The organism is Sphingobacterium lactis (assembly GCF_051951495.1).
Taxonomy (GTDB): Bacteria; Bacteroidota; Bacteroidia; order Sphingobacteriales; family Sphingobacteriaceae; genus Sphingobacterium; species Sphingobacterium lactis_A.
Genome location: NZ_JBNHAS010000001.1, coordinates 1,628,935 through 1,653,365, shown reverse-complemented (window position 1 = coordinate 1,653,365; position 24,431 = coordinate 1,628,935). Strand labels below are relative to the sequence as shown.

20 protein-coding genes and 2 tRNA genes are annotated in these 24,431 nt (G+C 37.3%); 9 read left to right on the top strand and 13 right to left on the bottom strand.

Annotated elements, in window-relative coordinates; genetic code table 11:
- Positions 1 to 5: 5 nt before the first annotated feature.
- The 3 genes from ACP6L2_RS07080 to ACP6L2_RS07070 are packed head-to-tail and all read left to right on the top strand — an operon-like array spanning position 6 to position 3,393.
- Entirely contained in the window at positions 6 to 773 is a 768-nt protein-coding gene (locus tag ACP6L2_RS07080) for a DUF4843 domain-containing protein (RefSeq protein ID WP_440508563.1), read from the top strand.
- A 10-nt stretch (positions 774 to 783) separates the two neighbouring features.
- On the top strand, positions 784 to 2,253 hold the full coding sequence (locus tag ACP6L2_RS07075) for a PKD-like family lipoprotein (protein ID WP_440508562.1): 1,470 nt from the start codon (positions 784 to 786) through the stop codon (positions 2,251 to 2,253).
- A gap of 15 nt (positions 2,254 to 2,268) precedes the next feature.
- Entirely contained in the window at positions 2,269 to 3,393 is a 1,125-nt protein-coding gene (locus ACP6L2_RS07070; RefSeq protein WP_440508561.1) for a redoxin domain-containing protein, read from the top strand.
- Between the two features lie 111 nt (positions 3,394 to 3,504).
- Here the strand turns inward: ACP6L2_RS07070 and ACP6L2_RS07065 are convergent, their stop codons facing one another.
- The 7 genes from ACP6L2_RS07065 to ACP6L2_RS07035 all read right to left on the bottom strand — a co-directional run bounded on the left by ACP6L2_RS07065 (position 3,505) and on the right by ACP6L2_RS07035 (position 13,070).
- Positions 3,505 to 4,116: a sugar O-acetyltransferase gene (locus tag ACP6L2_RS07065; RefSeq protein ID WP_440508560.1), complete on the bottom strand. Its 612-nt coding sequence runs from the start codon at positions 4,114 to 4,116 to the stop codon at positions 3,505 to 3,507.
- A gap of 139 nt (positions 4,117 to 4,255) precedes the next feature.
- Positions 4,256 to 6,238 (bottom strand): RagB/SusD family nutrient uptake outer membrane protein, encoded by a 1,983-nt coding sequence (locus ACP6L2_RS07060; protein ID WP_440508559.1) that lies wholly within the window; start codon positions 6,236 to 6,238, stop codon positions 4,256 to 4,258.
- 10 nt (positions 6,239 to 6,248) lie between these two features.
- Positions 6,249 to 9,758, bottom strand: a complete 3,510-nt coding sequence (locus tag ACP6L2_RS07055; RefSeq protein WP_440508558.1) for a TonB-dependent receptor — start codon at positions 9,756 to 9,758, stop codon at positions 6,249 to 6,251.
- Positions 9,759 to 9,852: 94 nt separating this feature from the next.
- A complete protein-coding gene (locus tag ACP6L2_RS07050) occupies positions 9,853 to 10,857 on the bottom strand; it encodes a FecR family protein (RefSeq protein WP_440508557.1) in 1,005 nt (334 codons plus the stop codon).
- 16 nt (positions 10,858 to 10,873) lie between these two features.
- Complete coding sequence (locus ACP6L2_RS07045) at positions 10,874 to 11,455, bottom strand: sigma-70 family RNA polymerase sigma factor (protein WP_440508556.1); 582 nt, start codon at positions 11,453 to 11,455, stop codon at positions 10,874 to 10,876.
- A gap of 342 nt (positions 11,456 to 11,797) precedes the next feature.
- A complete protein-coding gene (locus ACP6L2_RS07040; RefSeq protein WP_440508555.1) occupies positions 11,798 to 12,430 on the bottom strand; it encodes a nitroreductase family protein in 633 nt (210 codons plus the stop codon).
- A 37-nt stretch (positions 12,431 to 12,467) separates the two neighbouring features.
- Complete coding sequence (locus ACP6L2_RS07035) at positions 12,468 to 13,070, bottom strand: TetR/AcrR family transcriptional regulator (protein ID WP_440508554.1); 603 nt, start codon at positions 13,068 to 13,070, stop codon at positions 12,468 to 12,470.
- 120 nt (positions 13,071 to 13,190) lie between these two features.
- On the opposite strand from ACP6L2_RS07035, the gene ACP6L2_RS07030 reads away from it, so the two are divergent.
- The gene (locus ACP6L2_RS07030; RefSeq protein ID WP_440508553.1) at positions 13,191 to 14,030 is read left to right on the top strand and encodes a patatin-like phospholipase family protein; all 840 of its coding nucleotides are present in this window, start codon (positions 13,191 to 13,193) and stop codon (positions 14,028 to 14,030) included.
- Positions 14,031 to 14,032: 2 nt separating this feature from the next.
- Here the strand turns inward: ACP6L2_RS07030 and ACP6L2_RS07025 are convergent, their stop codons facing one another.
- Complete coding sequence (locus ACP6L2_RS07025) at positions 14,033 to 14,863, bottom strand: alpha/beta fold hydrolase (RefSeq protein ID WP_440508552.1); 831 nt, start codon at positions 14,861 to 14,863, stop codon at positions 14,033 to 14,035.
- 137 nt (positions 14,864 to 15,000) lie between these two features.
- Here ACP6L2_RS07025 and ACP6L2_RS07020 point away from each other — a divergent pair.
- The 5 genes from ACP6L2_RS07020 to ACP6L2_RS07000 all read left to right on the top strand — a co-directional run bounded on the left by ACP6L2_RS07020 (position 15,001) and on the right by ACP6L2_RS07000 (position 17,841).
- Positions 15,001 to 15,074: transfer RNA gene (locus ACP6L2_RS07020), tRNA-Arg, on the top strand.
- A 203-nt stretch (positions 15,075 to 15,277) separates the two neighbouring features.
- Positions 15,278 to 15,351: transfer RNA gene (locus ACP6L2_RS07015), tRNA-Arg, on the top strand.
- Positions 15,352 to 15,421: 70 nt separating this feature from the next.
- Positions 15,422 to 15,991, top strand: a complete 570-nt coding sequence (locus ACP6L2_RS07010) for an adenylate kinase (protein ID WP_440508551.1) — start codon at positions 15,422 to 15,424, stop codon at positions 15,989 to 15,991.
- Positions 15,992 to 16,021: 30 nt separating this feature from the next.
- Complete coding sequence (obgE, locus tag ACP6L2_RS07005; protein WP_440508550.1) at positions 16,022 to 17,020, top strand: GTPase ObgE; 999 nt, start codon at positions 16,022 to 16,024, stop codon at positions 17,018 to 17,020.
- Positions 17,021 to 17,067: 47 nt separating this feature from the next.
- The gene (locus tag ACP6L2_RS07000) at positions 17,068 to 17,841 is read left to right on the top strand and encodes a TIGR02757 family protein (RefSeq protein ID WP_440508549.1); all 774 of its coding nucleotides are present in this window, start codon (positions 17,068 to 17,070) and stop codon (positions 17,839 to 17,841) included.
- A gap of 18 nt (positions 17,842 to 17,859) precedes the next feature.
- Here the strand turns inward: ACP6L2_RS07000 and ACP6L2_RS06995 are convergent, their stop codons facing one another.
- The 5 genes from ACP6L2_RS06995 to ACP6L2_RS06975 all read right to left on the bottom strand — a co-directional run bounded on the left by ACP6L2_RS06995 (position 17,860) and on the right by ACP6L2_RS06975 (position 24,430).
- Positions 17,860 to 18,300, bottom strand: a complete 441-nt coding sequence (locus ACP6L2_RS06995) for a GNAT family N-acetyltransferase (RefSeq protein ID WP_440508548.1) — start codon at positions 18,298 to 18,300, stop codon at positions 17,860 to 17,862.
- Positions 18,297 to 19,295, bottom strand: coding sequence for a type I glyceraldehyde-3-phosphate dehydrogenase (gene gap / locus ACP6L2_RS06990; RefSeq protein ID WP_440508547.1), 999 nt, complete (start codon positions 19,293 to 19,295; stop codon positions 18,297 to 18,299). The genes ACP6L2_RS06995 and gap overlap by 4 nt, the downstream gene beginning before the upstream one ends.
- Positions 19,295 to 19,918: a peroxiredoxin family protein gene (locus ACP6L2_RS06985; protein ID WP_440508546.1), complete on the bottom strand. Its 624-nt coding sequence runs from the start codon at positions 19,916 to 19,918 to the stop codon at positions 19,295 to 19,297. The genes gap and ACP6L2_RS06985 overlap by 1 nt, the downstream gene beginning before the upstream one ends.
- Positions 19,919 to 20,101: 183 nt before the next feature.
- A complete protein-coding gene (secDF, locus tag ACP6L2_RS06980; RefSeq protein ID WP_440508545.1) occupies positions 20,102 to 23,122 on the bottom strand; it encodes a protein translocase subunit SecDF in 3,021 nt (1,006 codons plus the stop codon).
- A gap of 249 nt (positions 23,123 to 23,371) precedes the next feature.
- Positions 23,372 to 24,430: a glycosyltransferase family 4 protein gene (locus ACP6L2_RS06975; protein ID WP_440508544.1), complete on the bottom strand. Its 1,059-nt coding sequence runs from the start codon at positions 24,428 to 24,430 to the stop codon at positions 23,372 to 23,374.
- Position 24,431: the final 1 nt, after the last annotated feature.

Sequence of the window (24,431 nt, the reverse complement as noted above, 5' to 3'; positions counted from 1 at the left end):
AGAAGATGAAAAGAATAATATTATTATCGATTAGCTTCCTTCTATTCTTGGGCTGTAAAGAACTTGAATTACAGGAATTTGATCTTAAGAATGCATATGTCAGCTTTGCATTACCAGATCGCTCAATTACTGCCAAAGAGCCTTTTTTAGATAGCACGATTTATAGTTTTGCAGTGGATACGGTAATTGGAATTAAATCAAAAACTTTGGCAATACCCATCAAAATTGGTGGTGTAGTAAATGCTAAGGATAGAAAATATAGCGTTGAAATTGACCCTTCTTCAGACTATGATCCTGAATTAGTAAGCCTTTCTGAGCCCATTATTCGTGCAAATAAATATGAAGATACCCTATTCGTCAGTATAAAGCGAGGGTCAGAACTACTTAACAAAGAGATGTCTTTAGTCTTGAGACTGAATTCAAATGAGAATTTTAATGTAGGACATCTCCACAATAGTCTTTTGACAATTAAGTTTAATGACATCTTATTGATTCCATTCTGGTGGAATGATTGGCAGATGTATTTTGGACCATACTACAAGGAGGTGTATCAACAATGGATGGTTATTTATCACCTAGGATCTGATATGTCATCAGATATCTATACCGGCGCACCTGGACCGATATATTTCTGGAAAAATATGCCTGAGTCCGTTGAACCTGAATGGTACCCGATTACATTTATGCATATCAGTTTGTTGAAGAAATATTTTGAAGACCATGTCGTATATCCAAACGGGGATAATACCCAAGAGCGGATTTTACTTCCTTAATTACTGAACAATGAAAACATTAAAATTATTATTATTAAGCCTCATCGTAATCAGTATTAGTTCCTGTTCTAAGGATTTAGGAAATTACAAGTATCATGATGTTAATGAGGTTTTAATTGACGGATTAAAACAGGGTGTCCATAATTCTGAGCGGATTTATGAACTTGCCTATAACGATACGTTAAAACTGAAACCTACATTCCGAGCAAGTATTGAAGGCTCAGATATGAGCCAGTTAACCTTTTTATGGAAAATTGATGGTAAGTTAGTTTCCGAATCTAACGAGTTGATCTATATAGGTAACACGAAATATGGAAAGTTACATGCAGAATTCACCGTTAGCAATGGGAAAACCGGAGTTGACAAGAAATACAATTTCTATATCAATGTTAGTAATCCCTTTATGTTGGGTTATTTTGTTCTTGCAAAAGATGCCAATAATGCTTCCCTTTTATACTGTAAAACAGTCGGACAAGAAAAATTGGGTTTTCAAAATGTTGTTATTCCTAATTATCCTTTAGGTACAAATCCAGTAGGCATTGAAGGATTAAGGGTGTATGGAAGTTCTGGAATAGAGTATTATAACAATTTGGTTATTGCAGTTCAGAATTCAAGATATCCTGTTTTTCAATTGGAATCTAGGGATTTTGTTCCAAACTTATTGTATAGCTCGAATAGTTTTGTTGGAGATAAGACAAATTTTGTTTTTGAACCTACAGAAATCAGTATGGATAGATTAAAAAACACGATTTATGCCGTAAATAGAGGAAAGATGCATGTGTTGCAACATGGTGCAATAGGATTACCAGCATTATATAACGATCCATTGGATTATGAAATTCCGCTTGGTGGATTAGGAGGGAATCACAATGAATCACTTTATTACTTTACCTTTTATGATGCGAAGAATAAACGGATTCGCGTAATGGATAACGGTTCCAGGCTTGGTATTCCCTATAGCTTTATCAATTCCTTTGACGATATAACAGATCCTGCTAAATACCCTAACCAGACTTATGTCACATCGCAATTAACGGAAATAAACTCAGCTAGAAAGTTTATTTACCTGATGCGGGAGGGGAATAGGATATTTTCTTATTTGTTGGGATATTCTTCAGCGAATAAACCGAATTCTTTTGAGCGAATCGCAAGTGGACCAATACCAGGTGATGGGAATATTAATGTGGTTTATTTTGAAACTGGGGATACCTTTTGGTACCTAGCGAACGCCAAGACGATTTATCGTGCGTCTCATTTAGGGTTGGAATTCCAAGAGCATATAAAACTTCCTAATGATGCTCCAGGCCATATTACCAAGTTTAAAAGAGGACAAGGGAAGTTGATGATAGCAACCTATGATGCAGGTTATTCAGGAGAGAAAAAGGGGTCAATTTATATATACAATGATAATACGTTGAAATTAGAGCAAGCGCTTCCTCATAGTGTAGAGGAGGTGGTTGGTCTTTATGTTGGAATTTAAACTTTAAAATTAATCATGAAATTTAATTATATCTTTTTATTAGGAATGTTCATTCTTCCTTTCTTAACAATGGCACAAACATCCTCATTACCAACATTTGAGTTGGAGGGGAAAAATATTAAAAACAGCAAAAAGCTGTATATCATGCACTATTCATATGCTGATGGTGAACCGATTATAGATTCAGCTGAGGTTATCAATGGAAGTTTTACGTTGAAGAAGGAATTTGCTGGTCCTGCTTACGCTGGTGTGCTTGCTCAGCATCCTATGTCGAACCCTAGTAATAATGAATTTTGGTTCTTTCTGAATCCAGGTAAAACAATTATTGATTTCAGCGGGGCGCCAAAAGTGGTGGGTGGCGATAAACTAACACAAACCTATATGGCTTATCAAGAAGAAATAGATAAGGACATTAAAAGTTTTAAAACTCCAGAATATGAGGAGGAAATGAAAAAGTTAGATAGCTTAAATGCTGTGGTAAGAGAATACGAAGCATACCTAAATGATACTTATGGAAGTCCGTTGAGTGTCACCAGTAAAACAACCATAGACTTCATAAAAAACAATCCGGATAACGGATTAAGTATTATTCTTTTGGATGAATTAGCAGGGCCCGAACCTGAAGTAGCGGTGATAGAACCTTTATTTAAGGGGCTGTCTGAAAAGGTTAGATCATCCTATATTGGAAAACGCCTTGCGAGTTTATTAAAAGGTCAGAGTTTGGTTGTGGGCGAGAAAGCTATAGATTTTACCTTATCCAACCCGGAGGGCAAAACAGTGAATCTTTCGGACTTTCGTGGAAAGTATGTTTTAATTGACTTTTGGGCGTCATGGTGTGTGCCTTGTCGCGCGGAAAACCCAAATCTTATTAAAGCCTATGATGCTTACAAATCGAAAAACTTTGAGATCATTGGTGTTTCTTTGGATAATCAAAAGAATGATTGGGTAAATGCCATAGAAGCGGATAAAATCAATTGGGTCCAAGTTTCTGATTTAAAAGGATGGAATAGTGCTGTAGCACAAGAATATGGTATACGAGCTATCCCAGACAATGTTTTAATTGATCCGAATGGCGTAATTATAGCTAAAAATTTAAGAGGCGATAATTTGCATACTGTATTGGAAAAACATATTAAATAAAGGATTTTTCTGTTGTTTAATAAATCAACAAATCGATTTGAAAAAATATAGGCCTGATTGATTTGTAAAGCACCTGAGATACCCCAACTCAGGTGTTTTTAATTTTAGGATTTAAATATCCAATTCTGGAAATGGTTCCGTTTTAAAGAAATATTTTTTATCATTTTCATTGATCTCTCGCAGGACCTTACATGGATTTCCAACCGCTACAACATTTGCTGGTATATCTTTAGTGACCACCGACCCAGCTCCAATAACGGAATTTTCGCCTATGGTTATTCCTGGATTAATTACTGTATTACCACCAATCCATACACGGTCATGAATGTGAATAGGTTTGGAGAATTCCCAGCCTGCAGTCCTTGTAATCGGATCAATAGGATGCCCAGCAGTGAAAATACTTACATTGGGAGCTATCATCACATCATTACCTATTTTGACTGCTGCTCCATCAAGAATCGTTAAATTAAAATTGGCATAAAAGTTTTCACCAAGTTCGATATTATATCCATAATCGCAGCGAAACGGTGGTTCTATATAAAAGCGACCAGTAGTTTTTCCGAGTAAGGGTTTAAGTAATTGATGACGTGCTTTTACCCGCGTAGGATCCATCTGATTGAATTGATGTAAAATGAGTTTAGCATGTTGTCTTTCCTTGAATAATTCGCCTTGGTTATCCAGAAATAACTCCCCGGCAATCATTTTTTCCTTACTTGTTTTCATTGGATGTAAAATACGATTTCTGGACAAGATAATATTCTAGATTGATTGTACTTGCTAATAAAAGAAAAAACCATAGCAAATTCCAATGAGGTGGAATTGCTATGGTTAGGGTTTTGGTAGGTTGAATTATAGAATTCCTCTATTGCATTGCTCCTTGATCCGCTACAATTGGCCAACCAGGGTTTTGATATAAACTTGAATTGGTTGGTGTGGCATCTGAAGAAGTAATCGTAAAATGATTAAATGCTATTGGACTTAAATAATGTGCCTCTGTCCAACGATAACCATTTAAAACCAAATTGTTGGCATTTAAATTAATGCGATATGGTCTTAAATAGGAGCTTTCGCTTTTTGCAGATACATTTGCTGTTTTACCAGGTGTATTTGGTTCTATTAAGACGGAGACACCTTTATTGGTAAACCATTTTTGCATTGGTCCCCAAACTTTAATCCCCTCTAAGATGACAGGGTTTGTCTTAAGCTGATCTAAAGCTCTCCATCGCTTTAAGTCAGCAAAACGAAAGCCTTCAGACATAAGCTCTAAACGTCGCTCTCTGCGGATATTAAATAAGGTTTTATCGGTAAGGATATTGCCTGCACTGTATGCAGCAAAATCTCGTTTGGCTTCTTCTTGCATATTTGTGTTATTAATCGTGATTTGAACATCCGAATTAACACCCGCACGTGTCCGAATCCGCTGCCAATAATCTAATGCTTTTGCATTTAAGGACTTATTTTTTAAATAACTTGCTTCGATATAATTTAAGTATGCTTCTACGGCACGAAAGACGATAGAACCTGTTGTACCAGCTGAACCTTCTGCCTGACCAGATAAATAACTCATTCCTTTTTTAAGTGCATAGCCTGTTACATAACGCGTTTCAGCAAGACCTACGATATCAGGATAGCCTTCTAGCATGGGACCTCCCGTCGTATTGTTTCTGTCGGTAAAGCGTAGTTCACGAGGCCCTTTCATGAAAATCTGCAATCTGTTGTCACGATCTGCTTTCACTGTAGAAATAGAGTCATCACCATGGTAACCAGAACCGGCAGCATAAATTGGTAGTCCATTGGACATCGTAAAGCTTTCAACCAAACCTCGGGTATATCCGGTATTTCCACCGTTGGTATTCATGTAATGGTTTACATTATGAGAAACATTTAAGGCTGCAGAATAGCTTCTCCAAAGGAGAACTTCACCATACTTGTTCATATCCATGTCATTGAACATGTTGAAATATGGGTTTGCCGAAGAATTATATCCATTATCCTTCGTGTTATTAACCAAAGGCACAGCATCCGCTACCTTTTCTGCTGCTTCCATAGCCTGTGTTAAAAAGAAATCAATTTCAGTATCTATGTTTAAGGTAAAGTTAGGATGGGACTTCTTTCCTGGCCAATTAGCTGATCCTGGAACTAGTGCTGTATTCCTATGGTACATTAGCCAAGTCGCTTCATATAATGCTACTCGAGATTTAAATAAATAAGCTGCATTTTTATTTAACCTATTTTGAGCATTCGGAGATGCTGATTTCAATAAGGTGATGGCTGAATCTAAATCCGAAAGAATAAATCTGGAAACCATATTTCGTGGTTGTCTCACTGAAGCTCCAACTAATTCGCCTAACTCATCTTTAAGGGTAGTTTTTATGATTGGAAAATCACCCAATGCTTGTACTTTATTGAAATATTCATATGCACGTAAAAAGTAAGATTCACCGATATAATGTTCAATATTTCCGGCAACACCAGATAGTTTGTTTGCTTTCCATTTTGGAACAACCTGTTCGATGAAATAATTAAGATCACGAATTCTTCCGAATTCATAATCACCACCGGCAGTGGGAACTTTCCATTCTCCTGGAACCCAACGTGTAGCATAGGAGCTGGTCATTTGATTATCTGTGTGATTATCATTGGCGAATGTACCAACACCCCAACCCCCATGTGTAGGGAAGTTGTATTTGGAAATGGTATATGTAGCCAAATCAGCCTCTGTATTTAAGTAATCAGAAGGTGTAATATTGGAGAGCGGCGCACGATCTAAGAAGTCATCACAGCTAGTGAAGAATAAACTGCCTAGTGCAAGCATGCTCAGTATTTTGTTGAACTTGTTTTTCATGTTTGCTAGATTAGAAATTGATGTTTAAACCAAATGAATATACGGTTGAGAATGGATAGGTTTTACCATCATTCCATCCGCCTAAGCCTACGGACTCTGGATCGAATACCTTAGCCATTTTTGTAAAGGTCAATAGGTTTTCTCCCGATAAGTAGAATCGAACTTTGGATACACCGATACGGTTCAGGATTGCAGGATTTAAAGAATAACCAATTTGGGCATTTTTCAATCTCAGATAAGCACCATTTTGAAGATATCTGGTTTGTGTGTATTGGTTTTTAGTCGTATTGAAATATGGTCTTGGTAAATAGGAATCGGTGTTTACACCTAAGATTCCATTTTGAACCATCAGAGAGTTTTCGTCACGGAAGAAGTCCATGTTTTCTTGGAATCCTGCAGATTGCCACATGCCTCCATTAGCTCCCCAGAAGTAAGGACCATTCGGCATGTAATCTCTTTTGCCAACACCCTGGAAGAACACACGGAAATCAAATCCTTTATAATTTCCAGATAAATCCAGACTATAACGGTAGCGAAGTTGACTATTACCAATAATACTAATATCACCATGTTCGTCTAATCTGTTTGATCCAGCAGAGATATTTCCATCGCCATTTAAGTCAGCATACATGATATCGCCTGCTTGCCATTTACTAGCAAAACTTTGCTTACTAGCAGCTAAATGGGCATCCATTTCCTCTTGCGTCTTGGCAATGCCTATGGTTGTATATCCCCAGATTTCTCCAACACGGCGACCATTATACCAATTGTTCAAGTTGCCTGTTAAGTTAGGGTATTTGGTAACCGTTTGTCTATCATCAGAAAGTACCCCTCTAATGTTATAATTGAAATCACCAATTTTATCCTTCCATGTTAATTCTAATTCAAATCCTTTGGAGTTCATTTCCGAGTTGTTAATTCGAGGAACTTCAGTACCTAAAATAACTGGTAGTTCAGGTGCTGGACCAATCATATTGAATGTATTACGCTGGAACACTTCGAAAGTCAATCCAAGTTTGTTGTTTATAGCCTGTAAGTCAAGTCCAATATTCCAACTGCTGATACGCTCCCAAGTTAAACTACTGGCAATTAGACCTGGAGCACTGGACGTATTGGTCTTTTGACCATTCAGTAACCAAGAACCTCCATTCACTGCAAATGGCATAATAGAATAGAACGGATACCAATTGTCGGTATATTGATTGCCCAGCTCACCATAAGAGCCTCTTAGTTTGAACATAGATACTTGATCTTTCCATTTCCAGAAGTTTTCATTGGCGATGTTCCAACCTGCCGAGAAAGAAGGAAATAAATTCCAACGTAAATCTCTTGGAAATCTGGAGGAACCATCGTAACGTCCGTTTACTTCTAGCAGGTACTTCTCTTTATAGTTATAATTCAATCTACCGAAGAACCCTGCGGTTGCCCAATGTTGGTATTGGCCGGAGGTCAAAGGATTTAGCGTTGCGGTATTAAGAGTTGGAATGTTGTCTGAAATAAGATCAGTCATGCTTCCGTTCAGCGTTCTATATTTATTCAGTTCGGAGTTAAAACCTAGTAGAGCTTTGAATTGATGATCATCAGCTATGCGAAAAGAATAATCAGTAAATAAATTGGTCGAGAAATATTCATCTTTACGATTGCTCTCAGAGACAGCAGTATAACCTGCAGCACTGTAACTTACTGCAACTGGGTATGGATTACCATCGGCATCATAACCATAAGCTTTTAAAGTTTCACCATGACCGTTGTTATTTGTTATTCGGTAATTTACATTTCCGGTAATATTCCAACCTGCCAAAGGTCGAACATTTAATTGTAGTTGTTGGTAAAGTAGATCTTTTACTGAATTTGTGCGACCTCCGTCTACCAATTGTGCTAGTTCACTAGGGTCTGAGAAATATCCATTGTCATCACGTACAGGAACTGTGGGCCATCTCCTTGCTATATTATGGTAATAAAGGTCATTCATATGACTTGCCTTATCATAATTCTCACGAACGAATCGTGTATTGCTCATAAGATCAATCTTATCATGTAACTTCACATTGATTTTGTTGGAAAAGGCGTAACGTTTGAAGTCATCTTTAGCATACTTATTCAAACCGTTTTGATCCATAAAGTTCAACGAGCTATAGAATTGTAATTTCTCTGTTCCTCCATTGGCACTTAATGTATGTTCATGGGAAGGGGAGTAGTCACGATAGAACTCATCAAACCAATTGGTATTGGCGTTTGAGCCACCGTAATATTGCCAGCGGCCATTTGTACCTTTAGTACTTACTGTCGTAATTTCACCATTTTGATAGGCAATAATACGGTCTAATACATCTTGTCCAAAAACAGCTGACTCTCCATCATTGGATTTAACCTCATTGAAATAATAGGCAAAGGTTTTAGAGTCCAACATTGTTGGTAATCCTCTCGGTTTACTGAGTCTAACGTTATTGTTGTAGTTCACAATTGTTTTCCCTTGTTTACCCGATTTTGTAGTGATTAATATGACTCCAAAAGGTGCTCGAGATCCATAAATAGAAGACGCTGCTGCATCTTTAAGGATAGAAATGTTCTCAATATCATTAGGGTTAATAGCATTAAGGTCACCTTCCATACCATCGATAAGAACTAAGGCTGAAGAGCTAGAACCTACCCCAATCGTACCGGTTCCACGAATATTTACATTCATGGTTTGGTTAAGTTCACCACCCAAACCCGAAGTCTGAACATTTAGTCCAGGAGCTAGACCTTGAAGTGCTTGACCGACATTTTGTACAGGTCTAGATTCTAATTCTTTACTGTCTATGCTAGATACAGCTCCAGTTAAATTTACTTTTTTCTGAGTTCCATAACCAACCACTATAACCTCTTCCATTTCGTTCTGTGTTTCTAACATGGTGATAGTCATATTTGCACCAGTAATACTCGCACTTGAAGTGGCATAGCCTAGTGATGAAATTTCCAAAATTGCTTTTGAACTCGACACAACTAACGAGAATTCTCCTTGTAAATTGGTTGAAGTTTTATTATTAGTACCTTTTTCGGTTACTGTTGCACCCGGAAGTGGAGCACCATTTTTATCTACAACACGACCAGTAGCCGTAAATTGCTTACTTTCGTTGCTAACAACTAGTTGATCAATATTCTGTTCTGCAGATGCTGGTTTTAAAAGGATTAGCTTGTCTCGGACTTCATATGCTACATTCTCGTTCGCCAAAATTTTATTCAAGGCATCTTGAACAGTTATTTCGGTCTGCACTAGGTTGATTAACTTCTTGTTTTTTAATAGGGATTCCTTGTAAACAATTTGATATCCGCTTTTCTTACGAATCTCTGTTAATGCTTGTTTGACTGTTGCATTTTTTAGATTCAATGAAATGGTTTGTCCAAAGCTAACTGCAAATCCCTGCAAGGCTAAGCAAGAAATAATTAGGGTCAGCTTGGAAGCCTTTGAAATCCTTGGCAATGATTTCATGCCAATTTCTTTCAAATGCTGAAAGCATGTTAGGTAATTTTTGTTCATACTGTTATAATGGTTTTAGGATTTATAAAATGGTGTTTTATTTACCTTATACCTATAAGAGTATAAAAGGGGTAGTTACCCTAAATAAAAAATATTATTTTTTGAAATTGATGATATTGTTGGCTAACTGCATACTGAAATCTCCAGATTTCTCTAAGAGTTGTAGAAGTTCAGGAAGTTTCTTTTCACGAGCCAAATAAATGGTGAAGTATTCTGAAGGAACCTCCTTACCATTGAATTCAAAATCATAGTATTTCTGAAGATCTTCCAGGATATGTTTTAATGTTCGATTGTTGTAATACAAATAGCCTTCCTTCCAGGCTAGTGTTTCCTCGATTTCACCTTCATTTAATTTGACAACTTCCGTATTGCCTTCGTTTATTTTGGCTAAGTCTCCTGGGAAAAGCTTTTTCAGCATTCCAGTTTTGTTTTTTAAGTTTATACGACCTTCATACAAAAGCGTTTCATCTTTAATATTTCCTGTTTTTACATTAAAAGCCGTACCTAATACTTCAATAGTTTGTAATTCGGTTTTGACTTGAAAAGGAGCTTTCTTTTCAGCAATTAAAAGTGGCTTCACTTCAAAATAGGCTTCTCCGGAAAGTGTTAGATATCTATCCTCCATGTAGTTTGCCTGATATTTAAGGCTGGATTTAGAATTTAAGTTTACAATAGATCCGTCTGGAAGCTCAACTTTATAGAATCCTCCAACCCCTGTCTTAATATTCAAAATGTCCTTATTACTTAAATCAAGTTTGGCAATATTTAATACCGTGAGGTTTTTAGATTTATTCTGATAAATCGCTTGTGTACTATTAGAATCTAAAATTAACTTATTGGTTTTTAAGGAGAATAAATCTTTTTGAGTGTAAGTCCCCTGATTGAAATCGGCAGTAAATTCCCTAGGTTGATGTATACTCATAGACTCATTGAGGCTAATTTTATTTGCATACATAAAGAAGCCTAATAAGAAAATCGTGCAGCCTAAGACAATAAACGTGATACGCTTATTTCGTTTCCTTCGCTTATCCTGTGCTATGGAATGTAAAATTCGATCATGAATTTCATTTCCAATATCTTCCTTTTGCGTATTATTCATAATCTAGTATTCTTTCTCAAAAGAATAACATGCAGGTTATTAATGTTAAAATTGATTTTCTTAATATGGTTAAAACTTTTGACATGTGGTATTCCACCGATTTGACACTCAGGTTTAACCGATATGCAATCTCCTTATAGGAAAGGTCCTCGTTTCGATTTAATTCGAATATGGTTCTACTCTTGTTGGTTATTTTTTCTGTAAGAACATAGTTTAGTTGACTTTCAATGTCTCGTACAGAAAATTGGTCATGTTCAACAGATTGGAAATCATAATCTTCTATCTCGAGGAACTCAAATCTCCGCATTTGCTTCAATACAAAAATACATTTGTTTTTGATACATACAGCAAGATATGCTTTAATAGAATACTTTATTTCTAGTTTACCCCTGATTTTCCAGAATTCTAAAAAGACATCATGCAATACATCCTTCACCAAATTTTCATTTTTAAGATACCTTAAACAATAGTCATGGAAATTTTCCCAATAAGTGAAATAGATCTCTGAGAAGGCCTTAGTATCGTTGTTTTTTAACCTGCAGAGCCAATCGTAGTCTTGATCCGAAAGATTAAAGGTTAGGGATTCGAGGTTTTTCATGGTAGATGTAAATAAATCAAATTGGTGTTATGTATGATTTATTGTAAAAGTACTGTATAATTTTATAATTCCAAATAGCATGTAACTTTTTTGATATTTGGTTTTTAGAGCTCATTTGTAATAGTTAAAACAATAAAAATGGTCTTCACTATTAGTAATGTTAATATAAATTGGGGGACAGCAATCATTTGAAATTGCTAGAATAAATGTTCTTAAGTGCAGTGGCTATTTCATTCTTATTAGAAATGTTAAACAAAAAAAAGACTACAGTTAGGCATATCCTTTCTGTAGTCTTTTAATTAATTTGACTTGATCTATATTTTTGAATTTGTGTCTTACAAACTAGTTGTAATTAATCACAAAATCTTCTTTTTGAACACGAACTTTTTTAAGATTCAATAACCAATCGTTTTCTTCATCGCGATAACCTAAAGCTAGAATGGTAACTGAACGTAGGCCTAGTTTTTCTAACTCCAGCAATTCATCCAGTTGCTGATTGATAAAACCTTCCATAGGAGTAGCATCAACCTTAAGCTCTGCAGCAGCTGCTATAGCTAAACCAAAACCTATATAGGCTTGACGAGCAGCATGCTCAAAATGCTGATCTTTTGATTGTGTTTGAAGTTTAGCAAACAATCCATTCTTATAATCGTCTGCAAATCCTGCAGGTAAGCCACGTTCGATTTCTTGTTGTTTGAAAGGTGCATCGACACGTTCTTTCGTATATTCATCGTATGCTGCAAATACTAAAAGATGCGAGCTATCCACAATTTGTGATTGATTGAACGCTATAGGTTGAATTTTCTTTTTTAATTCAGAATTGGAAATTTCAATGATTTTAAAAGGATGTAATCCAGAAGAAGTAGGAGCTAGGCGTGCTGCTTCTACGATTTGATCTACTTTTTCCTGATCTACTGCACGGCCACTCATCTTTTTAGTGGCATATCGCCATTGTAAGTCTTCTATTAAACTCATGTGTTACGGATGTTATATTATATGTGAAAAAAATGTGTTAAAATAAAATGGATTTGACATAGCCGTCTACTACATCTTCTAATGCCTTGGCTGAGCATACCGGATTAACACCCGGCAGTGCTAATAATTCAAATGCAACGACTCCATGTAAAAGAGACCATAGTGTGCGATATTTCAAACATTGGTCAATTTCCTTTTTAGGATTCTTAAGGCTTAATTCTTTAATCATAGAGCTAAAAATCCCTGATAATTGATTGATAGACTCTACATTTCTTGCTGATTCGCAAGTAGGGATTCCCAATCCAAACATTACTTCATAATGTTTAGGGAATTTTCCAGCAAAATGATAATATCCCAAACCTAATTGCTGAAATCTATCCTCAATGCTAGAATTGGGGTCAATATGTGCCAAAACCTCATTAAGTAAATTTTGAAAACCCTCTTGCACAAAGTAAGCTGTGATAGCTTCCTTATTCTCAAAATGCTTATAAATTACAGGAACAGAATATTCAATAGCATCTGCTATTTTGCGAATTGAAAGGTTCACCCATCCCTCTTCTTCAACGATTTCACGAGAACATTCGATGATTTGATTCCTCAATTCCTCATGTTGTCTTTGCTTTCTTTCTGATACGCCCATACTTAATTAGTTAACAGTGTTAGCAAAAGTAACAATGATAGATAATTGTTCAAACTTTTAATAAAAAACAAACAAAAAGATGACATTTTAATAGAACGGAAAATTGTTTTACCTTTAAATATGAACTTCTTGAAAAGTAAACGCAAGGTATCATTGGTCTTAGGGAGCGGTGGTGCAAGAGGCTTAGTCCAGATTGGTATTATACGTTGTTTAGAAGAGAAAGGATATGAAATAGATGAGATTGTAGGTTGCTCCATAGGTTCATTAATTGGAGCAGCATATGTGGAGGGAAAATTGACAGAATTGGAAGATTGGATGCGTAGTTTTACAAAACGCTCTGTTTTTAAGCTAATGGATTTTACAAATCCTAAGTTCGGTCTTTTGAAAGGAGTTCGTGTATTTGAATCATTAAAGGAAATCTTTCCTGACCGAGATATTGAAGACATGCGCATTCCGTTTAGAGCTATTGCAACGGATTTGAAGAATGAGCGTGAGATGATCTTTGATAAGGGGAGTGTTTACCAAGCTATTCGGGCTTCTATAGCTATTCCTGGTGTTTTTACAAGTATTGAATCAGATGAATGGAATTTGGTGGATGGAGGAGTGATAAATCCACTTCCAATTAACTATGTTAAACGTAAGCGCAGAAACATCGTTATTGCTGTCAATTTAGATGGTAAACCAGATGCTAAATATGGGCCACTACCGTTTGAAAGCAAGATGAATTCCATAGGGTTATTGCAAGAAGCTTATCTGATGATGCGCCGAAGACTTTCTAAATTAAGTGTAGAACTGTATAAACCAGATTTTCTGATCGATATTCCACATAATATTGGAGGTATTTGGGATTATGATAAAGCTTCCTTTTTAATCGAAAAAGGAGTGGAGTATACAAATAAGACCATACCCAATATTTCGACTAAAAAGAAAGCTGAGCGGGAGCAAAGCCTAGTTAAATAAGCTTATTCCGCAATATTTTGCAACATACTATTCATATGTAAATTGAATTTTTCTGGATCTTCCATATTCGGGAGATGTCCACATTCTTCAAATTCATAGTATTTAGCACCTTTAATACTATTGGCCATTTCCTCCATTAATTCTGCAGGAGTGATTTTATCTTCTTTTCCTCGAATCAAGATAGTAGGAACAGTGATTTTATCCAAAACCTCAGTAGTATCTGTTCTTGCTGCTAAAGCCAATAGCGTAGCACAGATTGCCGATACGCTGTTTCTACGAATACTACTTTTGATTAGCTCAATGGCTTCCGGTCTTTCTTCTATGGCTTTAGCACCGAATACATTAGATACAAAACCGATAGCATAAGGTCTTCTACCGTGATTTAATACGGCTTGAATGCCATCAAAACGTTTCTGCTTACCTGCATCATCGTCTGCTTTACTATGGGTATCGGAAAGAATTAACCCGCTAATTTTTTCTGGAAATAATTGGTAAGCACGCAAGGCAATGTATCCACCCATGGATACACCACAGATAACTGCTTTGTCAATTTCCATTTTGCGCATAAATGCACCAAGGTCTTTAGCAAATACATCGATGGAGAAGAAGCCGTGGCCTTTGGTGCTATTTCCCATTCCGCGGATATCAACTGCAATTCCGGTAATATTATCTTCTAAACTTTCCAATTGTTCCTTCCACATGTTTTTATTGAAAGGGAAGCCATGTAGGAAAATAATCGTTTGATCCCTTTTTTCGCTCGCTTTTTTAATATGGTAGGCGATACTAATGTCGCCAATTCGGATCTTGTTGCTTTTTATTATACGTTCAGCCATAAAATTAAATATATAGGTATCAACAGAATAGGGTTAATATAGTTTGAAAATGCTTAAAAAACGAAAAAACGATTTGGAAAATATAAAAAAACAGCGATATTTGCAGCACTTCAACGGACAATTAGTCCTGTAGAAATGCGCTCATAGCTTAACTGGATAGAGCATCTGACTACGAATCAGAAGGTTAGGGGTTCGACTCCCTTTGAGCGCACTTTCTTTATTTAAACTCATCATTTTTTCACGAATACTATAACAAAGTTACTGCCAGCTTTTCATCACTGTAAGCATTCTATGCGATATATTGCTCTTTCCTATGTTATATAAATATTAAAAAAAAGTTTGGTCAAGATTAATATTTCCTTATATTTGCATCACCAAAACGGAACGGTCAGATGACGTGAAGTGGAGGTTGACGCGCTCATAGCTTAACTGGATAGAGCATCTGACTACGAATCAGAAGGTTAGGGGTTCGACTCCCTTTGAGCGCACTTAGAATGAGCCTAATTCGTCATCGGATTAGGCTTTTGTTTTTTATGATCAACAATAAATAACATCATTATGCTAAACCTTGTATTATTCGGGCCTCCAGGAGCAGGAAAAGGAACTCAGTCCGCTAAATTAATTGAAAAATATGACTTACATCATATCTCAACAGGCGACATGTTTCGTGCTCATATAAAGGATCAAACTGAATTAGGTAAACAAGTAAGTCAAATCATTGCTGATGGAAATCTGGTACCAGATTCTATCACTATTGCAATGATCGAGGAAGAGATCAACAATAATCCTGATGTTAAAGGATTTATTTTTGATGGTTTTCCACGTACCGTTGCACAAGCGGAGGCTTTAGACAAGTTTATGGAATCTAAGAATATGCCTATTTCAGGTGTTATTGCATTAGATGTTAATGAACAAGAGTTAACTCAACGTATTGCTAAACGTCAGGAAATTTCGGGTCGTGCAGATGATGCTGCCGACAAGTTAAAGAGACGTATTGAGGAGTATTTTGGTAAAACAGTTCATGTACTACCTTACTACGAAGCTAAAGGTAATTTAACCAAAGTAAACGGTATTGGAGATATCCAAGCTATCTTTGGGGAACTTTCATCGATCATCGATCGTTATTAATAATAAAAACATTTTACTGGGAGAGGATTTATGGCTCAGGGGTCAAATTTTGTAGATTATGTAAAGGTATGCTGCCGCTCGGGGCATGGTGGATCAGGATCTGCCCATTTACACCGAGACAAGTTCACCGCTAAGGGTGGACCTGATGGTGGTGATGGTGGCCGTGGTGGGCATATCATGTTGAGAGGATCAACACAGCACTGGACTTTATTGCACTTGAAGTATCGCAAACACATTATTGCGGAGAATGGCCTGCCAGGTGGTTCTACACTTAAAACTGGAGCAACTGGTAAGGATGAGATCCTAGAAGTACCACTAGGTACGGTGGCTAAAGATGCAGAAACTGGAGAAGTGCTTTTTGAGATTACACGTGATGGTCAAACCACAATTCTTACTCCGGGTGGTCGCGGTGGTTTAGGTAACTGGCATTTTAAGTCGTCAACTGTTCAAACTCCTCGTCATGCTCAGCCGGGTATGCCGGGTAAAGAACAATGGATTATTCTTGAACTGAAAGTCCTTGCTGATGTAGGTTTAGTGGGTTTCCCTAATGCGGGTAAATCAACGCTACTTTCGGTTGTTTCGGCAGCAAAACCAGAAATCGCTGACTATCCTTTTACAACAATAGTTCCTAACCTAGGTATTGTTGCCTATCGAGATAATAAATCTTTCGTTATGGCTGATATACCAGGTATTATAGAAGGTGCTTCGGAAGGTAAAGGTTTAGGGCATCGTTTCCTACGTCACATCGAACGTAATTCGGTTTTATTATTTATGGTTCCCGCAGATACCGATCGCACGATCGCTGAGGAATACGATATCCTATTTAACGAATTGACTGCTTATAATCCCGAATTATTGGATAAGCCGAGGTTATTAGCCATTAGTAAATCCGATATGTTGGATGAGGAACTTGAAAGAGAAATGGCGCTTCAAGTGCCAAAAGGAATTCCTTATCTCTTTATATCCTCTGTCACCGGAAAGAATATACAACAGCTGAAAGATATGATCTGGAAAGCTATCAACGAATAAAATATAAAAAAGCAGCCTTAGAGCTGCTTTTTTATATTTTTGTACCTATGGACTTATCATTAAAGGATTTCTTAGACAAAAAAGTCTTGGAATTCAATCAACCTGATTTCATTCCAAATGATCCCATTTCCATTCCTCATCAATTCAGCAAACAAGAGGATATTGAGATTATGGGTTTCTTTGCTAGCATTTTAGCTTGGGGCCAAAGAAAGACCATAATTAATAAATGTAATGAATTGATCGAACGCATGGATCATGCGCCCCATGATTTTATTCTTCATCATCAAGATCAAGATTTAAAATCATTATTGGGATTTAAACATCGAACTTTTAACGATACAGACCTGTTATATTTCATTGCCTTCTTCAAACAACATTATACGCGCTTCTCGAGCCTTGAGGATGCATTTCTACAAGGAAGTCAGCTAGGAGAACCTTTTCAAGTAGAAATAGCCTTAAATCACTTTAAAACTTATTTTTTCTCCTTGCCTGATTTTCCTTTGCGGACGCGTAAGCATGTGAGTTCACCAGCTCAGAAATCAAGCTGTAAGCGATTAAATATGTTTCTTCGCTGGATGGTTAGAAAAGATAATGCTGGTGTAGACTTTGGGATATGGAAGAACATAGATGCAAAGGATTTAATTTGCCCTTGCGACGTGCATGTTGAGCGTGTAGCCAAGAAATTCGGATTAATGCAATCAGATAAAGTAAATTGGAAATCCGCAGTTGAATTAACAGAAAACCTCCGATCGTTAGATCCGCTTGATCCCGTTAAATATGACTTTGCTTTATTCGGATTGGGTGTAGTAGGGGAATTATAGGAAAGTCAAATAAATACTTTAGCCATAGAATGGCATGTACATTTCAGTATGCTTGCCAATACCTGGAATTTCATATTCATCGGAGAAGTATTCAAAGCCCATTTCTTCATAGAAAGGATAAGCTACTTCTCGAGCAATCATCCATAAATAATCCGCATGTAATTGTGTTTTGAGGTGCTCTATGGCCGCATTCAAAAGCTCCTTAGCATAGCCTTTTCTTCTTGCTTCAGGGATAGTTGCCATGCCTCTTAAGCGATAACCGGTATGAGGTAACTTAGGATGATTCGTCTGATGTATGGTCAATACCGCACATAGCTTTCCAGATTCATCATAATACCCGAGGTGAAAACTATCAGCTTTATCATCCTCAGGATTAATGCATAGCTGTTCGTCTTTACCGTTCTGTAAAACGGAACTCCGAATAGGTAGGGTATCAGCTGTTTTTATGAATCGGATCATTTATTAGCTAGTATTTGCAAGATATCAACCAAACGGTTAGAATAACCAAATTCATTATCATACCAACCTACAACTTTCACCAATCCCCCAACAATACTGGTCAATTGCGCATCAAATACACAAGAATAAGGATTGTTGATAATATCAACTGATACGATTGGATCTTCGGTATAAAACAATACATTTTTAAGCGAACCTTCAGCGGCTTCCTTGAATTTCTGATTGATTTCCTCGACGCTGGTTTCTTTCTGCAAATTACAAGTAAAGTCGGTCAATGATCCATTTAAAACCGGTACACGAATACCAGCACCCCCAAGCTTTCCATCCAAATGTTTAAAAACATTGGTAATGGCTTTGGCAGCTCCGGTTGTCGTTGGGATGATGGAAGCTGAAGCAGCTCTGGAACGTCTTAGGTCGCGGTGTGGCGCATCATGAAGATTTTGGTCACCAGTCATGGAGTGAACAGTGGTGATATAGCCATCCACGATTTGCCAGTTTTCATCCAAGATTTTAATCAATGGAGCCACGTTATTCGTGGTACAAGATGCATTGGAAAAGATTTGAGTATTCCAATCAAAATCTGCATCATTAATACCCAATACAACCGTAGGAATCTCTTTGTCTGGAGAAGGAGCGGAGATGATGACCTGTTTGGCTCCCGCTAGAATGTGCTTATTAGCTAATTCAGCTTTCACAAACAAACCTGTCGATTCCACCACTACATCAATGTCCAAGTCTCTCCAAGGCAGTTCCTGTGGGTCGCGCTTATTTAATATCTCAATAGATTTGCCATCAATGAATAGGTGATTCTGATCGTGCTTAACCTCACGGTTTAAAGGACCATGAACCGAATCGTATTTGAATAAATGCGCTAATGTCGCGGCATCCGCTAAGTCATTAATCGCTACAACCTCGATATTATCGATGTTCCTAATTAGGATATTTCTGAGGGTATTACGCCCGATACGTCCAAACCCATTGATGGCAATTCTCATTATAGATTAAAATCTGATATTACTTCGCTTATTGCTTTTTCGCCTTCCCAGTATTTCTTTAAAGCACCATCAGGGCCATAAACATAGTTTGCTGGGAATTGCGCTGGAATATGTATGCGTTGTACGAACTCTTGATTCTTGTCGTAAAGCATCTCCACATTTGGTTTTCCTTCTAATTCCTTACCGAAAGTCTGTAAGAAACTAGCCATTAAAGCCGGGTCATTCATCGATACATAATAGATGTTCACCCCTTTAACCTTGTCGTAATTTTTAGCTAATTCACGAGTTTCATTTTGACAGTGACCACATGAAGGATCGAATAGAATAAATACGGTATTCTGGCCAGCTTTGATATCTGATTTGGAAAATGGTAAACCCGAATTAACCTTGAAGAAGGTGAATTCCGGAATCGATAAATTAGCAGCTTTAACTGTCGGAGGAGCAGTAGCAGCAGTAGGGGCTTCCTGATGCGGTTGACCAGCATGTGCACTGTGATCATGACCTTCATGACCCGCTTGCTCCTGGGTAGTAGGCGTCTCTGCTTGTTTCGGTTGATTGTTACATCCAACGGCAAATAAGCCTAAGGAAATACTCAATAAAGGTAGGACAAACTTTGTTCTCATGTTTAATGATTAAGAATCAAAACTACTAAAAAATTAGGTTAGGCCAAGATTTAGCAAGGATAATATTCAGGAATCTGACATAAATAAAACATCAAAACACCTTCAAATTTCCATTCTTAGCAGATAAACAACAAAAAGCCCCAAAGGATTTCCTTTGGGGCTTTCAATATTTGTTAATCCAGATTATGGAGTGACAACTTTAACTTGTTTTTTCTCTTCTTCCTTAGCTGAAGATGCTAAGTGTTTTCCACGACTTAAGTCGAAGATAGCAGGAGCTGCTAAGAAGATAGATGAGTAGGTTGCTACAACGATACCAATTAGGATAGCGAAGGAGAAACCACGGATAACTTCACCACCGAATATAAATAATACGGCAAGTACGAAGATTACAGTTAATGAAGTGATCACCGTACGGCTCAATGTCGAGTTAATCGCATTGTTAATCGTTGTACCAATCTCTTCTTTATGTGCATTTGGTTTCTTCAAGTACTCACGAAGACGGTCAAATACAACAACCGTATCGTTCACCGAGTAACCCAATACTGTTAAGATTGCTGCTACAAAGTGTTGGTCAATATCTAATGAGAAAGGAACGATTCCATCCAACATAGAGAATAAACCTAACAAGATAATCGCATCGTGAATAGTCGCGATCGCAGCACCAGCAGAATATTGCCATTTGTGGAAACGAACTAAGATATATCCAGCGATTACAATGATCGATAGGATAGAAGCATAGATCGCACGGTCTCTAATATCACTTGCAATTGTAGGTCCTACTTTTTGTTGCGATAAGATCTCGTATTTAGAAACTTGAGCTTTGCTTAAGCCTTCGTTTAATTTTGCTAATACTTCTTTATCTGCAGCATCCGAAGTCTCCTCAATATGGTAAGAAGTCGTGATGCGTAATTGGTTTTCACTACCAAAAGTCTTAACCTCTGTTGTAGTACCAAATACATTATTTAAGTTCTCACGAATGTCTTCAGCTTTTACTTGCTCATCAAAGCGAACAGTATAAGTACGACCACCTTGGAAATCTACACCGTAAGAGAATCCTTTTGTTGCGATAGATGCAATAGAGATAACTACAGCGATTAAAGAGATGGTGTAAGCCACTTTTCTTTTCTTAACGAATTGGAAGTTGGCATTTTTCATCGTATGATCAGACCAAGGGAAAGATACTGTGATTTTCATTTCACGCTTCAACATGTATTCGAAAATTAAACGAGTGATGAAGATTGCAGTGAATAATGAAGTAATAATACCGATCATTAAAGTAGTTGCAAATCCTTGGATAGGACCTGATCCTGTAAAGAACAAGATTAAACCTACTAAGAAAGTCGTGATCTGCGAGTCTAAGATAGACGGCATTGCATGTTTGTAACCATCTGATACTACTTGACGCATGGATTTACCAAGAGCCTTCTCTTCACGCATACGCTCATAGATCAAGACGTTTGCATCGACGGCAGTACCCATGGTCAATACGATACCCGCAATACCCGGAAGGGTTAATACCGCATTTAACGATGCAAGTACACCCATCAAGAAGAATACGTTGAAGATTACAGCGATGTTAGCTGCAATACCAGCACGGTTGTAATAAGCAATCATGAACGCCATTACCACGATGATACCAACGATAGCCGAGTTTACACCCGAGTCAATCGCTACTTGTCCTAATGATGGACCTACGATAGCCTCTTCAACGATTTTTGCAGTAGTCGGTAGACGACCAGCTTTCAATACGTTTGCTAAGTCTTTAGTATCTTCAATAGTAAAGTTTCCTGAGATTTCTGAATTACCACCTGCGATTTCTTTTTCTACACCAGGAGCAGAGTAAACTACACCATCCAAAACGATAGCGATCGAGTATTTACCTTGAGCAGCCTGACCCGTTACACGTTGCCATTGACGAGCACCTTCAGCGTTCATCGACATGGAAACGATAGGTTTATTTTGTTGGCTGAATCCATCACGAGCATCGGTAATAACATCACCAGTCATGGTTGGACCATTCTCAGCACCTGTAGTTTTGATAGCATATAAAGCTAAGATATCAGCAGTTTTAGAAAAGCTCTCCGGTTTAACAGCCCATAATAGACGCATGTTTCCAGGGATAATACCTTTCACTTCAGGACGTGCTAAGTAAGCATTAACCTTTGCTGTATCTTTTAAGCTTGCATAGCCTACAATTGCACCAGGTGCTAATTCCATTTGACCTGATGGACCTTGTCCAACATTAGGGTTCAAAACAGAGAATAATGGGTTACCAGCCTCTAATCCTGCATTTGCAGCAGCATTGGAGTCAGCAGCATTTTTATTTGCACCTAGTTTTGCTAATAGGTTATCTTCTTTTTTAGTCGTGTCAGCAGCAGCAGTTGCAGTTGAATCAGTTGTCGCTACTGTTGCAGGAGCTTTTTTGTCCGATTTAAGTGCTGATGCTAAAGTATTGTTGATGTTGTCAAGAATACCATAAGCTTGCTCATTTCTGAATGTCTCATAGAATTCCAACTTAGCCGATCCTTGAAGCAACTTACGAACACGCTCTTGATCGTTTACACCAGGTAACTCGATTAAGATACGGTTAGTTCCTTGTTGGATTTGGATATTAGGAGAAGCTACACCGAATTTGTCAATACGCGTACGCAATACTTTGTAGGAGTTCTGGATCGCGTTGTCAGCTTCTCTGTTTAAGAAACTACGAACTTCACCTTCTGAACTTCCAGCTTGAATTGCACCTGCATTATCCTTCGTAGCGAAGAATGTTGCAATAGGCGTAGTAGCACCAGTAGCTTTGTATTCATTTAAGAATAATTCAATCAACGATGTGTTAGTCGTTTTGCTTTTTGCAATAGCAGTCTCTAAAGCCTTATTGAAGTTTGCGTCTTTTGGTTTGTTTGCCAAGTTGGTAATTAACTCGTCCAAGGAAATCTCCATGGTCACGTTCATACCACCTTTCAAATCCAGACCAAGAGCAAGCTCATTTGCTTTTGCTTCGCGATAGGTGAATTTTGCAATACCTATATTATACACCACTTCACTAGCGATGGAATCCAAATACGCCTTTTCCTTTACCATGTCTCCTTTGGCATAGTTTGCGGCATCTTTTTCAACTTTTCGTGTTACAAAAGTGAATGATAAGGAGTAGAGGCACGCTAGGGAAACCACTATCACCAAAAATTTAATCAGCCCTTTACTCATTGTCTAATCGTAATAAATTATGGTTTTTTATGTTCTTTTTTTAAGCTTAATAATATTTACCAAGAATCGCAAAGGTATAAAAAAAATGCATAATGAAAATAATTAAGCAAACTTAATCTCGAAAATTTTGTTATACATAATTTCACCTCCACCGAACTCCCAAATATAACATAGAAAAAAGGAAATGAATAGGTTATTTCAGCTCCTCTTCCAATGAAGATTGTAATTTTCTTGTTCCTTTGATTCCTTTTAAGGTCTTAATAGGGATTGATAAAGATCCCAATAGGCTTTAGCGGCAGTCTCCCAGGAGAATTGTCCTGCCCAAGCTTTTATGTCGTCCGAACGATCTTCTCCTTGAATGATTTTTTCAAGCTTATTTGTAGCAAAATCCTGTAAATACTCCACATCCATCGACTCCAAATAGAAGGCCTCTTTACCACCAATTTCAGGTAAACTGGTATAGGTCGATAATAAGACCTTCTTACCAAAACTCATGGCCTCAATAACAGGTAGTCCAAATCCCTCAGCCAAGGAAGGAAATACAAATAAGGAGCAATGCTTCAAGTAACTGTATTTCTCCTCTTCCGAAACTGGACCAGTTAATATAACTCGGTCTTCTAATCCCAATGACTTTGCTATGGACTTTATTTTTTGGTAATAATCCTCTTCTTGGATGATTCCACTGATGACCAACTTATAATTGTTGTTGACCAACAAATAAGGCAATACATGAAAATTCTTTTTCGCAGCTATGGTGCCAATACTAAATAGAAATGGCCCATCTATGGGTGATTCCTGTGATGCTAGGTTTATCTTGTCAGGGTCAATATTGCTCCCATTATAGATAACCTCAATTTTTTTATCGCCTAACTTACAATGTTTTTCCACATCTTCTTTGACAAAGTTAGAGATGGCTACTACAGCATTAGCACGGTCAATATTAGCCTGAACCTTGCCCAGGTATTTCTTAATCTTTGCAGGCGTTTTACCCTCGGCAATAAAGTTGAGGTCATGAATGGTTAAAACAACCTTGGTTTTTCCTTTTTTAGGAAGATAGGGGGAGAGTTGGTAATTGGCATGATATAGATCATATCCCTTCCAAGATGGTTTCAGGAATTTATCAATTGATTTTTGCTTGATGTATTTCTTGTCATCTCCAAAAACCAATTCTGCACGTTCGTTATGATAGAAAGATAGCTGCATATCCTGAGGTTTGCTATTTAATAAGGCATTCCCCAAGTTTAAGCAGTAAAAATATAAGCCGGTATGGCTATATTTCATTCTTTCGGTCTCAAAAACGACTCTCATA

What these genes read in the sequence shown, in the direction of transcription:
- ACP6L2_RS07080 (WP_440508563.1), top strand. Translation starts at nt 6, where the DNA reads ATGAAAAGAATAATATTATTATCGATTAGCTTCCTTCTATTCTTGGGC.
- ACP6L2_RS07010 (WP_440508551.1), top strand. Translation starts at nt 15,422, where the DNA reads ATGCTAAACCTTGTATTATTCGGGCCTCCAGGAGCAGGAAAAGGAACT.
- ACP6L2_RS07035 (WP_440508554.1), bottom strand. Translation starts at nt 13,070, where the DNA reads ATGGGCGTATCAGAAAGAAAGCAAAGACAACATGAGGAATTGAGGAAT.
- ACP6L2_RS07055 (WP_440508558.1), bottom strand. Translation starts at nt 9,758, where the DNA reads ATGAACAAAAATTACCTAACATGCTTTCAGCATTTGAAAGAAATTGGC.
- ACP6L2_RS06995 (WP_440508548.1), bottom strand. Translation starts at nt 18,300, where the DNA reads ATGATCCGATTCATAAAAACAGCTGATACCCTACCTATTCGGAGTTCC.
- ACP6L2_RS07060 (WP_440508559.1), bottom strand. Translation starts at nt 6,238, where the DNA reads ATGAAAAACAAGTTCAACAAAATACTGAGCATGCTTGCACTAGGCAGT.
- ACP6L2_RS07075 (WP_440508562.1), top strand. Translation starts at nt 784, where the DNA reads ATGAAAACATTAAAATTATTATTATTAAGCCTCATCGTAATCAGTATT.
- ACP6L2_RS07050 (WP_440508557.1), bottom strand. Translation starts at nt 10,857, where the DNA reads ATGAATAATACGCAAAAGGAAGATATTGGAAATGAAATTCATGATCGA.
- ACP6L2_RS07070 (WP_440508561.1), top strand. Translation starts at nt 2,269, where the DNA reads ATGAAATTTAATTATATCTTTTTATTAGGAATGTTCATTCTTCCTTTC.
- secDF (WP_440508545.1), bottom strand. Translation starts at nt 23,122, where the DNA reads ATGAGTAAAGGGCTGATTAAATTTTTGGTGATAGTGGTTTCCCTAGCG.
- obgE (WP_440508550.1), top strand. Translation starts at nt 16,022, where the DNA reads ATGGCTCAGGGGTCAAATTTTGTAGATTATGTAAAGGTATGCTGCCGC.
- gap (WP_440508547.1), bottom strand. Translation starts at nt 19,295, where the DNA reads ATGAGAATTGCCATCAATGGGTTTGGACGTATCGGGCGTAATACCCTC.
- ACP6L2_RS07040 (WP_440508555.1), bottom strand. Translation starts at nt 12,430, where the DNA reads ATGAGTTTAATAGAAGACTTACAATGGCGATATGCCACTAAAAAGATG.
- ACP6L2_RS06985 (WP_440508546.1), bottom strand. Translation starts at nt 19,918, where the DNA reads ATGAGAACAAAGTTTGTCCTACCTTTATTGAGTATTTCCTTAGGCTTA.
- ACP6L2_RS06975 (WP_440508544.1), bottom strand. Translation starts at nt 24,430, where the DNA reads ATGAGAGTCGTTTTTGAGACCGAAAGAATGAAATATAGCCATACCGGC.
- ACP6L2_RS07045 (WP_440508556.1), bottom strand. Translation starts at nt 11,455, where the DNA reads ATGAAAAACCTCGAATCCCTAACCTTTAATCTTTCGGATCAAGACTAC.
- ACP6L2_RS07025 (WP_440508552.1), bottom strand. Translation starts at nt 14,863, where the DNA reads ATGGCTGAACGTATAATAAAAAGCAACAAGATCCGAATTGGCGACATT.
- ACP6L2_RS07030 (WP_440508553.1), top strand. Translation starts at nt 13,191, where the DNA reads ATGAACTTCTTGAAAAGTAAACGCAAGGTATCATTGGTCTTAGGGAGC.
- ACP6L2_RS07065 (WP_440508560.1), bottom strand. Translation starts at nt 4,116, where the DNA reads ATGAAAACAAGTAAGGAAAAAATGATTGCCGGGGAGTTATTTCTGGAT.
- ACP6L2_RS07000 (WP_440508549.1), top strand. Translation starts at nt 17,068, where the DNA reads ATGGACTTATCATTAAAGGATTTCTTAGACAAAAAAGTCTTGGAATTC.